At 35.1% G+C, this 14,178-nt stretch carries 12 protein-coding genes; 1 reads left to right on the top strand and 11 read right to left on the bottom strand.

From position 1 onward, the window contains the following. The first annotated feature begins 220 nt into the window (after positions 1 to 220). Positions 221 to 1,606: an MBL fold metallo-hydrolase RNA specificity domain-containing protein gene (locus ATS72_RS13565; RefSeq protein ID WP_058428291.1), complete on the top strand. Its 1,386-nt coding sequence runs from the start codon at positions 221 to 223 to the stop codon at positions 1,604 to 1,606. Between the two features lie 391 nt (positions 1,607 to 1,997). Here ATS72_RS13565 and ATS72_RS13560 read toward each other — a convergent pair whose 3' ends face one another. From ATS72_RS13560 to ATS72_RS13510, 11 genes are all read right to left on the bottom strand, one after another. Continuing rightward, positions 1,998 to 3,932 carry a polysaccharide biosynthesis protein gene (locus ATS72_RS13560; RefSeq protein ID WP_058428290.1) on the bottom strand — a complete coding sequence of 645 codons (1,935 nt, stop codon included), beginning with the start codon at positions 3,930 to 3,932 and terminating at the stop codon, positions 1,998 to 2,000. Positions 3,933 to 4,094: 162 nt separating this feature from the next. Next, positions 4,095 to 4,643, bottom strand: a complete 549-nt coding sequence (locus tag ATS72_RS13555; protein WP_058428289.1) for a sugar transferase — start codon at positions 4,641 to 4,643, stop codon at positions 4,095 to 4,097. Positions 4,644 to 4,671: 28 nt separating this feature from the next. After that, complete coding sequence (locus ATS72_RS13550) at positions 4,672 to 5,601, bottom strand: NAD-dependent epimerase/dehydratase family protein (protein WP_058428288.1); 930 nt, start codon at positions 5,599 to 5,601, stop codon at positions 4,672 to 4,674. 8 nt (positions 5,602 to 5,609) lie between these two features. Beyond that, positions 5,610 to 6,815: a glycosyltransferase family 4 protein gene (locus ATS72_RS13545; RefSeq protein ID WP_058428287.1), complete on the bottom strand. Its 1,206-nt coding sequence runs from the start codon at positions 6,813 to 6,815 to the stop codon at positions 5,610 to 5,612. Between the two features lies 1 nt (position 6,816). Next, the gene (gene wecB, locus ATS72_RS13540; RefSeq protein ID WP_039036304.1) at positions 6,817 to 7,947 is read right to left on the bottom strand and encodes a non-hydrolyzing UDP-N-acetylglucosamine 2-epimerase; all 1,131 of its coding nucleotides are present in this window, start codon (positions 7,945 to 7,947) and stop codon (positions 6,817 to 6,819) included. A gap of 38 nt (positions 7,948 to 7,985) precedes the next feature. After that, positions 7,986 to 9,095, bottom strand: coding sequence for a UDP-2-acetamido-2,6-beta-L-arabino-hexul-4-ose reductase (gene wbjC / locus ATS72_RS13535; RefSeq protein WP_058428286.1), 1,110 nt, complete (start codon positions 9,093 to 9,095; stop codon positions 7,986 to 7,988). Then, the gene (locus ATS72_RS13530) at positions 9,095 to 10,132 is read right to left on the bottom strand and encodes a polysaccharide biosynthesis protein (protein ID WP_039036302.1); all 1,038 of its coding nucleotides are present in this window, start codon (positions 10,130 to 10,132) and stop codon (positions 9,095 to 9,097) included. The genes wbjC and ATS72_RS13530 overlap by 1 nt, the downstream gene beginning before the upstream one ends. A 1-nt stretch (position 10,133) precedes the next feature. Beyond that, a complete protein-coding gene (locus ATS72_RS13525) occupies positions 10,134 to 10,859 on the bottom strand; it encodes a glycosyltransferase (RefSeq protein WP_058428285.1) in 726 nt (241 codons plus the stop codon). A 19-nt stretch (positions 10,860 to 10,878) separates the two neighbouring features. Beyond that, positions 10,879 to 11,814: a hypothetical protein gene (locus ATS72_RS13520; RefSeq protein ID WP_058428284.1), complete on the bottom strand. Its 936-nt coding sequence runs from the start codon at positions 11,812 to 11,814 to the stop codon at positions 10,879 to 10,881. After that, entirely contained in the window at positions 11,807 to 12,970 is a 1,164-nt protein-coding gene (locus ATS72_RS13515) for a hypothetical protein (RefSeq protein WP_058428283.1), read from the bottom strand. The genes ATS72_RS13520 and ATS72_RS13515 overlap by 8 nt, the downstream gene beginning before the upstream one ends. Beyond that, positions 12,933 to 14,177 (bottom strand): O-antigen ligase family protein, encoded by a 1,245-nt coding sequence (locus ATS72_RS13510; protein WP_058428282.1) that lies wholly within the window; start codon positions 14,175 to 14,177, stop codon positions 12,933 to 12,935. Before ATS72_RS13510 ends, ATS72_RS13515 begins: the two co-directional genes overlap by 38 nt. Position 14,178 lies beyond the last annotated feature (1 nt).

Genomic DNA, 14,178 nt, shown 5'->3' with positions numbered 1-14,178 from the left:
GCCAAACTTATGCTTTGAGTACTAAGTTTATCACTAAAAATAAACTTAACTAATTATGTAACAGTAACTTAACATTGGTAACGTTTAAAATTGATTTTGTTAAATATTTTTACATATATTATTTTAAATTTGATGAGTTAACTTATTTTTGGAAAAACATAGTAAAACAGCTATTTTTACCACTTTTTATTTTAACTAAATTTTAACACAAGGAGAGTGTATGCATTTACTTCACCACGGGGCTGTAAACGGTGTTACAGGCTCATGCCATGAGCTTTTAATTAATGAGCAAACAAGTGTACTTGTTGATTGCGGGTTATTTCAAGGGGAGGACTCAAAAGAAGACTTATCAATAGAATTTGATATTAGCTATGTTACCGCGCTTATTGTTACGCATTGCCATATTGATCATGTTGGCCGAATTCCCTATTTATTTGCCGCCGGCTTTAAAGGGCCAATATTTACCTCGCAAGCTTCAGCCAGTTTATTGCCGCTAGTAATAGAAGATGCGCTAAAAGTGGGCGTAACACGCGACCCTAAAATTATAAATGCCTGCTTAAACCTACTAAAGCGACGCATTGTACCCGTTGATTTTAAAACATGGTTTAACTTGCCATGCAATGGACAGCAAAGTGCTAAAGCGCGATTTCAGCGAGCCGGGCATATTTTAGGTTCAGCCTATGTTGAAATTGACATTAAAACTCATAAGCAAAGTACTAAACCAAATAGCACTCACCGCGTTGTATTTTCGGGTGATTTAGGCGCTCCATACACGCCATTACTCCCCTCGCCTAAAGCGCCTTATAAAGCCGATACTTTAGTGATTGAATCTACTTATGGTGATAAAAACCATCAAGGGCGTAAACAGCGTACCCAAACACTTAAAAAAATAATAGAGCGCGCGGTTGCAGATAATGGCGTGGTGCTAGTACCTGCATTTAGTATTGGCCGAACCCAAGAGCTCCTATACGAACTAGAACAACTTATACATAGCTCTTGTAAGCATACTAAATGGCGAGATATACACGTAATACTCGACTCTCCCATGGCAGCAAACTTTACTGCTCAATATAGAAAGTTTAAACACTTATGGGATAACGAAGCAAAACAGAAAGTAGCCAAAGGCCGTCACCCACTTGATTTTAAAAACCTAACCACGGTTGATTCGCATAAAGAACATATTTCCATTATTAATTACTTAAGTACGCGCCAAACGCCTGCTATTATTTTAGCCGCCAGCGGTATGTGTACCGGAGGCCGAATAGTTAATTACCTAGAACGATTTTTAGGTGATGCAACCACCGATGTTTTATTTGTGGGCTACCAAGGGAGAGGCACGCTAGGCCGTGATATTCAACAATACGGCCCACGTAATGGTTATGTATTTATAAACAATACACGCGTTACCATTAATGCCAAAGTACATACAATTAGCGGCTACAGTGCGCATGCCGATCAAAACGGGTTAATTAAGTTTGTAACGGGTATGCGTAAAAAGCCAAGCCATATAAAAATTGTGCATGGCGATGATGATGCAAAAGCTGCATTGGCAAATAAATACAAAGAGGTGTTGGGTGAGAGTGTTAAAATTGAAATAGGAAGTTAGCTTTAACGCGCCAGCAAGCAAGGCGCCTACGTGGCGTTAAAGCTTAATATTAGAGGTTTGAGGTACCTTTGCAGGCGTGAAGCTTGCTCACGCGAATAGTTAAATATAAACGCTTTTAACGCGCCAGCAAGCATGGCGCCTACATGGTGTTAAACCTTAATATTAGAGGTTTTGGATATCTTTGCAGGCGTGAAGCTTGCTCACGCAAATGGTTAAATATAAACGCTTTTAACGCGCCAGCAAGTAAGGCGCCTACATGGTGTTAAACCTTAATATTAGAGGTTTGGGATACCTTTACATTATTGGTTTTGGATACCTTTGTAGGCGTGAAGCTTGCTCACGCGGATGGTAAAGATTTAAAACACTAACTATCGTTTATTATAAACGCTACTCAAGAACTACTTATATTAGGCAAAACGGTCACATTTGATTGACTAGTTTGTTTTTCTTTCCAATTAAGGTCGCAAATACCATCAGTTGGAGCAAACGCTGTGGGTGCTTGTAAAAGTAGCTTACGAATTTGGGGATGGTCAGACTCATCACATGCAACTTTTAGATTAGCTAAAAAAGTATCTAATTCAGCCCATGGCATTTTTATTTCGTGAGCACTTAATATTCTTGGGTGATCTGTACCAGTAACGTTATCGCCAATTAACAACTCTTCGTATAACTTTTCACCTGGGCGCAAACCAGTACATTTAATTTCTATATCGCCATTTGGTCGTTTTTCATGCTTAACTTCAAGCCCTGACAAGTGAACCATTTTTGTTGCAAGGTCTTTAATTTTTACGGGCTCCCCCATATCAAGCACAAACACATCGCCACCGACCCCCATTGCACCGGCTTGGATAACAAGCTGAGCGGCCTCTGGTATTGTCATAAAGTAACGCGTTATATCTTGATGGGTTAATGTTATTGGGCCACCTGCTTTTATTTGTTTTCTAAAAAGCGGCACAACCGAACCCGATGATCCTAAAACATTACCAAATCTAACCATGGTAAAGCGCGTGGTGCTTTGCACCTCTGAAAGGCCTTGCAAAACAAGTTCGGCCATACGCTTGGTTGTTCCCATTATATTTGTTGGGCGAACAGCCTTATCGGTAGACACTAAAACAAATGTTTCTACATTAGTAAATATGGCTGCGGTTGCTACATTATAAGTTCCGTAAACATTGTTGCGAACACCTTCAACTACATTATGTTCTACTAGTGGGACATGCTTGTAAGCTGCGGCATGATATACAGTTTGAATACTAAAAGTTGAAAATGTTGATTCAAGTAATTTTTTATTTTGAATGGAGCCAAGTATTGGTAACACTTCAATATTTAGGTTGTTGGCAACGCAATATTCTGAAAGCTCTTTTTCAATAGCGTATAAAGCAAACTCTGAAAGCTCAAACAACACAACTTTTGTTGGAGTATTTTTTATTATTTGCCTACACAGCTCTGACCCTATTGAACCACCTGCGCCAGTCACCATAACGGCTTTATTGGTAATATTTGATGACATTAAATCTTGTCTTGGTTTAACTGATTCTCTGCCAAGTAGGTCATCGATTTCTACATCCTTAATTGCATCAACACTTGTAGTGCCCGACACTATATCGGCCATTCCAGGTATGGTCATCACCTGTAACTTGTACTTTTCAATTGCGTTAAGTATTTCTTTACGGCGGCTTCTTGATGTGCTTGGCAGGGCTAGTAAAATCTTCTTAGCACATTTTTGCTTTGCAACTTCTGCTATTTGTGTAGATGAGTACACGCATACTCCCTGTATTACAGATAAATGCTTTTTAGAGTCATCATCGATAAATGCAACAGGTGAATATTCAGGCCCGCTAGCAAGCGCGGTAGCTAATTGCCGACCTGCAGATCCTGCACCATATATAATTACACCTTCTTTGCGACGCATGGTGATTTGCCCTACAATGGCGCGCGCTGTTAACCTTGATCCACCTACAAATAAAATACAGAAACTAGCATATATAAATGGCACAGTACGCGGAACCGCGGCACTTAAAAAGAAAGACAAAACAGTTAAATATAATGTAGATAGCACAACGCCAGCGGCAATGGCCCACATAGCTTGTGTATTCATATATCGTAGAACAGCTCTGTATAATCCTAGCTTCACAAAACTAAGTAAACTCAGTGGTAACAGAACGGCTAGTAATAACCAATTGTGTATGCTTTTTAAAACAACTACATTATCTAGCCTAAGCAAAAAAGAAAGCCAAAAAGCCACTATTATAAATACGCTGTCGATAAGGAGAGAAATAACTCTTTTTTGGGGGCGTGGTAAACTAACTAAAAACTTTAAAAACACAATACATTTCCCTGAAGCCAGCAATCATATTGCTGTTCTATTGGCTACAATTTTACTACAAGATTAGCAACCAATGCACTTAATAAATAAAGACTATAGGCAATATTTTATATAGTCTTTATGTATTTAGTTATTTTTTGTAAATTTGTGTATGTTATGTTGCTATTTTACTCTATCGCCACTGCCACTTCCTGTTACTGTTTGCAGTATATAAGTAAAGTAATCTTTAAGGTTTAGCGTGGCAATCATTTTTGCATCGGTTTCAGCTAACAGCTCTGGAGTAGACATATCTATTTCGCTCACTTGTGCTAAGCCAGTAATGCCAGGGCGCACATTGTATATATTTTTAGCATCACGAGCCTGAGTAAGTTCTTGCTGATTAAATAGCCCGGGACGTGGTCCAACTAAACTCATTTCACCTTTAAGTACATTCCAAAGCTGCGGTAGCTCATCTAATTTAGTTTTACGTAAAAAACCACCAAAACGAGTGATAGATGCACTGCTTGCAAGATGGCTAGCAACCGACGCTGTATCTACTGACATTGTTCTAAATTTAACTAAAGTGAAAGGTTTTTTATTACGACCAACACGCTCTTGTTTAAATAGTGGTGAGCCAGTATCGAATAAGCCAATAAGGTATAAAATCAATAAAAACGGTAAAGCAAACGATAAACCAAAAAGTGAAAATAAAAAATCGAGTACGCGTATCATTTATAATTCCATATTATTAAAATAGTAGTTATTTAAAGCAACGACGAATGCCTTCTTCCAGAGTAATTGGCGGCTTCCAGTTTAATGTACTTTTAGTATGCTCAATATCAACAATTAACGAACTAGAAAATCTTTCAACGGTATCTTTTTTGCCAACTATAGAAGCTATGAGTTTTAAAAAAGATAATGGAATAGGTATCAACCAAGGCTTTTTACCTGCTGCCAACGTAAGCTTTTTCAAAAGATTTGATGTCGATATATCCTCATCATCGCTTACCAAAAATGTATGATTAACAGCATTTGGATGATCAATACATGTAACTATTAGATCAACTAAGTTATCTACAGCTACAAAGCTGCGCTGATTATTAATTGCACCCAAAGGAAGTGGTAGATTCCTCTGTGCAACATTTAAGAGTTTACCAAAGTTACCTGGAGCATTTTTGCCATAAACTAGAGGAGGTCTAATTATAACGAGCTCCATATCAGTATTCTTTACTATTTTTTTTAGCGCTATTTCAGCTTCATACTTAGAAATAGCATAATTTTCAATTGGAGTAGGTTTATCGTTATATTTAAAAGGAGATGAGTTTGATACCCCATTTACTCCTATAGAACTCATAAAAATAAACTTTTTAACACCTGCAATTACGGCTTGCTTCGCTAAGTTGACGGTACCATATGTATTTACCGAGCGGAAAGCTTCCAGCGACGACGCATTACTTACCTCATGTGCTTTCCCTGCTAAGTGAATGACAACATCGGCTTCTGCAAGTAACTCACTCCAACCCTCTTTTTGATTTAAACCTGGACATAACTGAAAGTTCGGCGGCAATGGCTCTCTTGCTAACGGTATAAAATTAAGGTAGTTAAATTTACTTAAATTTGAGCATAGAGCTTTACCAACAAAACCTTTAGCACCAGTTATAATGATTTTTTTACTAGAATTACTTGCCAATTTTTATCTCAATTTTGTTTTTCAAACAGTTCATCTACCAGGGATTTATACTTTTCAAGTGATTGTTCTTCAGAAAAGTGGTCAATCATACACTTCCGAGGGTAAATGCGATTATTAACTGTTAACCAGTTTTCGGATATTGTATCAATACTCTCGGCTAAAGTTACTGGGTTACCACTTTCACAAAACCAGCCTACATTGTGCTCATTTATTAATAGATCCAACTCAGACTCCTTATCAGCCACTAATAAAATAGGTTTGTCTGCAGCCATTGAAAAATATGCCTTGCTAGGTACACCTAAACCATACATTCCCTGCCCAAGAGTAACTAAGGCTATATCGCCACAATTTAAGCCTATATTATTATCTTTTAGCTGTAGTTCACCGTAATAGTAACTATTCCTTTTACCAACTGATGAAACAAACTTCTTCACCAAATGGTCTTCTGAACCACCACCAATGAATAAAAACCTGCTAGACTCCGATTTCACTAGCGCGATAGCAGATAATAAATTATCGATACCCTGCAAACGACCGATATTTCCAAAAAAACAAAAAACCAAATTGTTTTGCCAATTAAGCTTTTTAATTATTTGGTTTTCGTTTTTAGCCATCATCTTTATTTTATTATGATCAGCCCAATTTGGTACTACTACAATTCTTTCTTGGATTACACCTTTTTGCTGAAGCTTAACCGCCATATCTCTACCAATAGGTGTAATTATATCTGGGGTTCGATACAAAAGTGAGAATACTTTATTCACCAATTTGTACTTCAATCCTAACTGCATTACACCTGATGGAATTAAATTGTCAGGAAATATATCGTGGCATAGCATTATCCATTTGAAGGCTTTAAGCTTCTTAATTAACCCGGTAAAGAACATGCTAATTATTGGGTTAGTTCCAGTAAAAACTATATCTTCTTTACTAATATATTTAAGAATATGCCTGTTAAAAGACCAGGCATATTTCAATTGTCCAAAAACTCTTGATACTAATTTATTTTTATCAAAAGCAATATCTTTAACATAGTAAACGTTAAGCTTATGCTCGCGAAAAAAGCTTTCTGTATGCGAGTTTTTAGGACATATAACAATTAATTCATAATGTTTATTAAAAAATAATGCAATTTTCGCCCAATAAAAAGCTGTAGAATTATGATTGAGACCAATATATTCAGTAACTATAAATATTTTATTATTTTTACTCAATTTAATATTTTTTCCATACAACTCTATTTACATAGTCAGTGTAAGAATGGATTATTCTCACCACTTTATCTGCAACATTTGGCATGCTGTAATCATAAACCTGACGAAGTAAGCGTTGTTCCCCTGCAGGTTGAGATTCCAATATACGTAACCCCTGCATAACTCGCTCAACCCCTAAACCGACCATCATTACTGATGCCTCTTCCATTCCTTCAGGGCGCTCATGAGCTTCTCGTAAGTTCAATGCAGGAAAGTTCATAATAGAAGATTCTTCATTGATTGTTCCACTATCAGAAAGTACAGCTTTTGCATTTTTTTGTAAGTTATTATAATCATGAAAACCTAAAGGTTTTAATAATCTAATATTTTGATGGAACTCAATGCCCTGTGCTTCTATTCTATTTCTTGTACGTGGGTGAGTAGAAATAATTACAGGCATGTCATAATGTTCAGCAAGCGTGTTAAGCGTTTCAGCTAAGTATGCTAGTTGTTTTGGGGAGTCAACGTTTTCTTCTCTGTGAGCACTGACTACAAAAAACTGACCCTTTTGCAGTTCCAGTTCATTTAGTACACTTGAATCATCAATTTGAGGCATATAGTGGTTTAATACTTCAAACATCGGGCTACCTGTTTTTATCACGCGGTCTGCGGGTACCCCCTCTGCTAACAGGTAATCTCGTGCAATAGTGCTATAAGTCAGGTTTATATCAGCAGTATGATCAACTATTTTGCGGTTAGTTTCTTCAGGTACTCGCTGATCAAAACAACGATTACCTGCTTCCATATGAAATATTGGAACTTTTCGACGCTTTGCAGGAATTGCTGAAATACATGAATTTGTGTCACCTAACACAAGCATCGCTTCTGGATTAACTTCTTCAAGTACTTGGTCAACTTTAATAATTACTTGACCAATTGTTTCTGCAGCATTTTTACCTGCAGCATTTAAAAAATAATCAGGCTTTCTTACACCTAAATCGTTAAAAAAAACTTCATTAAGTTCAAAATCATAGTTTTGACCAGTATGTACCAAAATATGTTCGCAATGCTCATCAAGCTTAGCAAGTACTCGAGATAAACGGATTATTTCTGGTCTTGTTCCTACAACAGACATTACTTTTAACTTTTTCATTTTTTTCACTTTAAACTTATTAAATTAAATAACGCACTTTATAAAGGCATAGCGACAGTATCTGGTTTCTTTCTATCGAATATTTCATTTGCCCACAGCATAACGATTAGGTCTTCTGTACCAATATTAGTTATGTCGTGAGTCCAACCTGGTATAGTTTCTACTATAGTGCGGACTTGTTCCGATGTTGTAAGTTCATACTCTTCGCCTGTGACAATGTGCTTAAACTTAAATCGAGCATCACCCTTTAATACTAAAAACTTTTCATTTTTAGTATGGTGATAGTGCCCACCGCGAGTGATACCTGGGTGCGCAGTGAAAAATGAAAACTGACCTGAATCATTTGTTTTAAGCATTTCGCTGAATGAGCCTCGCTCATCAGTATAACTTGGCACGTCATAATTAAACTGCTCAGGTTTAAAATAACTCAGGTAAGTAGAATAGAGCGCTCGTTCAAACCCAACACCTACCTTACTCGTTATTAGAGAGGTGCGACTTTGTTTATAATCATTCAATAAGCTAACAACCTTACCTACTGTAGTTTTGTAAACAGGCTCTACATAATTATACTCTTCAGACTTTGAAGGTGTATTGATTAGTAAGTTAACAAATACATGACAAACATCATCTATGTAAACAAGGTTAATGGGTGCATCAGCTTTGTGTACAGTAATTGGTAAATCGTTTATTACGTTATAGCAAAAGGTAGCCACTGCAGAATTATAATTAGGTTTACACCACTTACCAAAAACATTCGGTAGTCTATAGATGTATGCCGTGCTTCCAGTTTTTTCCCTGTAAGAAAAAATAGCGGACTCTGCACCGGCTTTACTTTTTCCATATGGATTATTTAATTCAGCCTGAATTGATGATGTAAGTAAAATTGGAGTGCTTCGTTTATTATTGACTAGTATATCAACTATTTTTTTTGTTAAGTCAGTATTACCCGCTTGAAACTCAGCGTCATTTTCAGGTCTATTTACACCTGCTAAATGATATATAAAGTCAGCACTGTTTACCTTTTTATCAATACTTTCATCAGTGTCATCGCGGGTAATTGTTTCTATACTTTCAAAACCAGCCTCTTTCAAATGAATGCATAAATTTTTACCAATAAAGCCGTTAGCACCTGTTACTAAAATATTCATTACACACCTTCTGGTACTATTAATTTACCAGCTTCAATATCACGCATAAAGTCAAGTTTACGTAATAACTGCTTCATCCCTTCAACATCTAAGCGAGCTGTATTATGCGAATTGTAATCTTCGACATTAGATAAGTCTTTTTCACCTTGTTCAGTATATTGCGCATAGTTCAAATCACGATTATCAGCAGGTATACGGTAATATTCACCCTGATCTTGTGCTATGAACATTTCTTCACGGCTACATAATGCTTCAAACAGCTTTTCGCCATGGCGAGTACCGATTACATTTACTAAATGCTCCGGTGTTTTTAACATTTCAAGCAATGCTTTAACTAACACGTCAATGGTTGCAGCAGGCGCTTTTTGTACAAAAACATCACCATTTTGGCCATTTTCGAAAGCATGTAATACTAAATCAACCGCATCGTCTAAAGTCATCATAAAGCGAGTCATGGTAGGGTCGGTAATCGTAATTGGCTCATTATTAACTACCTGGCGAATGAACAATGGAATAACCGAGCCTCGTGATGCCATAACATTACCGTAGCGAGTACAACAGATTGTAGTGTTCGTGTGCTCTAAATTTCGGCTTTTTGCAACGATCACTTTTTCCATCATCGCTTTTGAAATACCCATAGCATTAATTGGGTACACCGCTTTATCAGTACTTAAACACACTATACGCTCAACATTATTCGCTATAGCAGCTTCTAGCACATTCTCTGTACCTAATACATTTGTTTTTACGGCTTCTAGTGGGTAAAACTCACATGATGGAACTTGTTTTAATGCTGCCGCATGATAAACATAATCAACACCGCGCATAGCCATTGAAATACTTTGAGGATCACGAACATCGCCAATGTAAAACTTTAGTTTTTCATTATTAAAAGCCTTACGCATATCATCTTGTTTTTTTTCATCCCGAGAGAAAATACGAATTTCTTTGATGTCTGTATTTAAAAATCGGCTGAGTACAGCGTTACCAAATGAGCCTGTACCACCTGTTATGAGTAGTGTTTTATTTTTGAACATTCTAAACTTTTAACCTCAAATAAGATAAATATAATAATTTTATAAACTTGGTTCTAATTTTAATTTTTTGTAAAAACGTAAGGCCCTTTTTAGGGCTTAAATTATTGTTATGTTGTCGATAACTTATCAATACTTTGTCATCGAAATATAAATTAGAAGAAACTACACCAAAGGCATTTAACCAATGGTCATGTGAGTATACTTGTTTTGGAAAAGGCACAATAAGAGGTACTATTTTTTTTCTAAAAGCCATAGCGCATCCATAACACTTCGGCTTAAGAATTGTTAATAAAACCTTACTATAGTTATTTTTCTGATTAAAGGAGGGAGGTACATAATTGAAGGTTTTATCTAATAAATTTCCATCACTACTAATAGTCTCCATGCCATGATGTAAAATATCTACGTTAGAATTCATTTCATCATTAAAAAAATCGGATATATATTTAACTTTATCTTCATTCCAAATATCATCTTGATCACTCAAATAAATGATATCACCTCGTGCTTCATAGATTGCTTGTTCAAAATTTTTTACATAGCCAAGATTTACTGGGTTCTTTTTGACTTTGACAATAGAGTTTACTTTAGAGAAATTAACTAGGAACTCATACGTGCCATCAGTAGATTTGTCATCAAAAATTAAAACTTCATCTGTAGCAGACAACTGATTCAATATACTGTTTAATTGTTGCTCTATGTAAGCTATGCCATTATATGTGGTCATACAAACTGATATCACAAAATTATCCTCTTCTAATTAACCTCTTCACTAATAACCTTATAGTCTTGAGATACTTAATCTGCGAAAAAACTAATAAACCAACTCTACCTCTATACTCACTAAGCAATCCAGTATGCAAATATTTGTCATACTCCACTGGGTCATAAGCTGGATTAAAAGCAATACTAATAGCTTCCTCATAAACCATCGGATCATGTGTCCATGTATTTGAATGTGTCCCATCAGTTCCGAAACCTACATTTCTTATAAGGTTTCCATTTGGTATAATACAATATTGATGTTTATTCCTAAAAAGCATTTCATATGAATATGCCCATGAATTAACCTGTCGTGATGAAAGCAAACCTAGGACGCCTTGAACATATAAACGCTCCACAATACCACTCGGCGTGTTTAATAACTTAAAATTGGATTTATAAGGAAGTTCTACATCTAACCCTAATATTCGATCAGACCAAGATGCCCAGCCCCAACAAAAAAAGCGAGAACAAAACGAATAATCTTGATGCATATCTAAATCGAAGTGTTTTCTACCAGATATAGTGGCAACTCTCAAATCACTTCTATAGTTATTTAGCATATTGCGACAATAACTAAAAAAGCGCTTATTTGGTACACAATCGTCTTCTAGTACAATACCTGCGTCTACCTCAGAAAAAAACCATTGTACTGCAGTATGAACTGCTCTTTTACAGCCCAGATTCTCTTTTTGGTACATGGTCTTAACTTCACATGGCCAGTCAATAAAAGACTCAACTTTACTTCTTATTGCATCGACATCGAAAGATTCAGATTCACTACGTGCACCGTCTGAGGCTAAATAGATATATTTAACTTTAATTTCTCGGAGTATATTGAAAGTATCTTGCATCCCTCCTAATCGATTGAAGGAGAGAATTAAAACAGGTACTTCGTTTTCATTTTTAAATTTAATCATCTAAATTAACAAATTTTTTAAATTGGGTAGAAACCGTTTTTTGTTTGAATAAACTAGACGCTTCTTCTAAATCAATATTTTTCGCGCCTTTCATAAGTTTTTCAATACAATGTAAGATTCTATTTTGCTCTAGTGACGTACAAGTAACTCCGCAGTTATATTTCAAAACAAAACCACATACATCGGCACTTTCTGGTCCATGGTAAAAAATTGGCAAATTCATTGATAGGTATGAAGTTACTTTTCCTGGGAATGAAGTTTTAACAACTAACTCTTTTTTTAAACTAAACCAATAAGGCATATAACCAGCATCACAATCTTTTATTACATTAAGAGTTTGACTCTGAGTCAAATAACCTAAATTAATAACACCAAACTCGGGGAATTTAGTAAGTCTACCTGGCGTTCCGATAAAAACCAACTCAACCTTCTTGTTTGATACTATAAAATCAACGGATTGAAGCGCTGTCACTAATGCATCCCACTCTGCTCTGCAATATAAGGAACCCGCAAAAACAATCCTAAACTTCTTGGCTTTACTATCAGTCAACATAGGTAAGTTCTTACTATATTTTTCCTGACTATCAATAGCATTTCTAAGTATAAATACTTTATTAGGTTCAATATCAAATTTATTCAAAGCAAAATAGTTTCTATACATGCCTTCAGATACAACGCCCAATGACAAAGATGAATTTATAATTTTTTTATATGCTTTGCCTAGCATATTTGAGGTAAACCTTGAAACTCTGAGGTTACTACAGATATACTCTAATACATCCCACACTAATACTCTAAATTTGAATCGCCCATTAATTTTTATTATTTCTGACAATATTAAAATTATAGCTGGACTAGATAATATGAATACTACCTCTTTATACTTATCTTTTCTTATTTCAGTCAGAATTTCACGAGCATACTCCGCTGCTTTAGTTTTATAGAAAAAGTATATATTTATATCAGAAAGTATTGGCCATGAGATATTTTTGTAAAAAAAGCTATCTACACAATTCGCATCGCTAATGGCTATATTTTTATCTACATCTGAAACAAAAATTCTTTTTACATCAATCCCACTACACATATTCGATAAAAAAATCTCGCCCACGCCAATTTTATCTGGACGGGTTCCTGATACAACTAAAACTGTCATTTATAGAGTTAACCTTAGAAGCCAAGGGGAAAATTAGTAGAAGTAAAATCCAATATTCCTTTGATTGAAACAAACTACCAGAAAACATTCCATTAACAAAATAGAATATGTAGAGATAAAATACTAACTTAAGTATTTTATCTAATATTATATTAGAACTAAAATATACAGCAATTGTTATAATGTTAATAAAAATAAAAACGACTAGACCTACCGCCCCTATAGACATCATAACTTCAATTAAAAAATTATGTGGATAATAATTTGTATTAATTTCCACCGCTCTATCCCCTATAAAAGGAGAATTAGAGAATTGTTCAAAGGCTGAAATGTATAATGAAAATCGTTGGTTTGCACTCTGATCTTCGCTGCCACCTACTTTACTAAACATCTCTATTAAATCAACATTGTAACCAACGAACTGTGATACTGAAGTGTAAATAATTATTATCGCAAATAAAGAAATGACCAAGTAAGTTATTTTCTTCAAGCTAAAATTACCTAAAACGAAAATAAATAATACAACAGCTAATCCTAACATTGGCCCCCTTGCTAAAGATAACAACAACCCTGTTGAACCTACGATAAAGATTAAAAGTGATAATAGCTTATGCTTACTTGGAATAAACATCTCGATAATTATTAATACTGCACTTGCTCTTCCAATTGAAATCGGGTTTAGTCTTTCAAATCCAGCCCTAATATTAGTTAGACCACCACTGCTAAAATCCAATAAAAAAAGCGAGATTATTAATACCGTTGAAATCAATAATAGCACTTTTAAACTTACCATTACTTCGAGTAGTAATTCTCTCGTTGAATTAATAGAAATTAGGATAGAGGCAAGCAAACTAAAAAGTAACCCAAAGACAAAATACTCAAGAAGATAAGAGTCATCAATAAATTTTTCTGAGTATATCGAGTCAATAAAAACCCTATAAGTAAACATTATATAAATGCATACAACTGACATTATAGCAATAAGATGTGTAAACTTTATTCTTCTATTATCAGTCTTTACTGATATAAAAAAAAGCAAAAATAAAAATACTACCTGACATATTCTTAACACTATCGTTATTGGTGATATATCTTCTGTATAACCTAAAAACTTACTGACAGGAGATAATATATAAAAACCATATAATAATAAAATAATAGTTATGTATATAAGTCTTTTTTCTAAATCATTATATTTAAATAGCATT

It is taken from the genome of Pseudoalteromonas sp. 13-15, assembly GCF_001468205.2.
GTDB lineage: Bacteria > Pseudomonadota > Gammaproteobacteria > Enterobacterales > Alteromonadaceae > Pseudoalteromonas > Pseudoalteromonas marina.
This window is presented reverse-complemented; position numbering and strand designations above follow the sequence as displayed.

Bases quoted from the DNA above. Each gene is read 5' to 3' on its own strand.
- ATS72_RS13565 (WP_058428291.1), top strand. From the start codon at position 221: ATGCATTTACTTCACCACGGGGCTGTAAACGGTGTTACAGGCTCATGC.
- ATS72_RS13555 (WP_058428289.1), bottom strand. From the start codon at position 4,643: ATGATACGCGTACTCGATTTTTTATTTTCACTTTTTGGTTTATCGTTT.
- wecB (WP_039036304.1), bottom strand. From the start codon at position 7,947: ATGAAAAAGTTAAAAGTAATGTCTGTTGTAGGAACAAGACCAGAAATA.
- wbjC (WP_058428286.1), bottom strand. From the start codon at position 9,095: ATGAATATTTTAGTAACAGGTGCTAACGGCTTTATTGGTAAAAATTTA.
- ATS72_RS13530 (WP_039036302.1), bottom strand. From the start codon at position 10,132: ATGTTCAAAAATAAAACACTACTCATAACAGGTGGTACAGGCTCATTT.
- ATS72_RS13525 (WP_058428285.1), bottom strand. From the start codon at position 10,859: ATGACCACATATAATGGCATAGCTTACATAGAGCAACAATTAAACAGT.
- ATS72_RS13520 (WP_058428284.1), bottom strand. From the start codon at position 11,814: ATGATTAAATTTAAAAATGAAAACGAAGTACCTGTTTTAATTCTCTCC.
- ATS72_RS13515 (WP_058428283.1), bottom strand. From the start codon at position 12,970: ATGACAGTTTTAGTTGTATCAGGAACCCGTCCAGATAAAATTGGCGTG.
- ATS72_RS13510 (WP_058428282.1), bottom strand. From the start codon at position 14,177: ATGCTATTTAAATATAATGATTTAGAAAAAAGACTTATATACATAACT.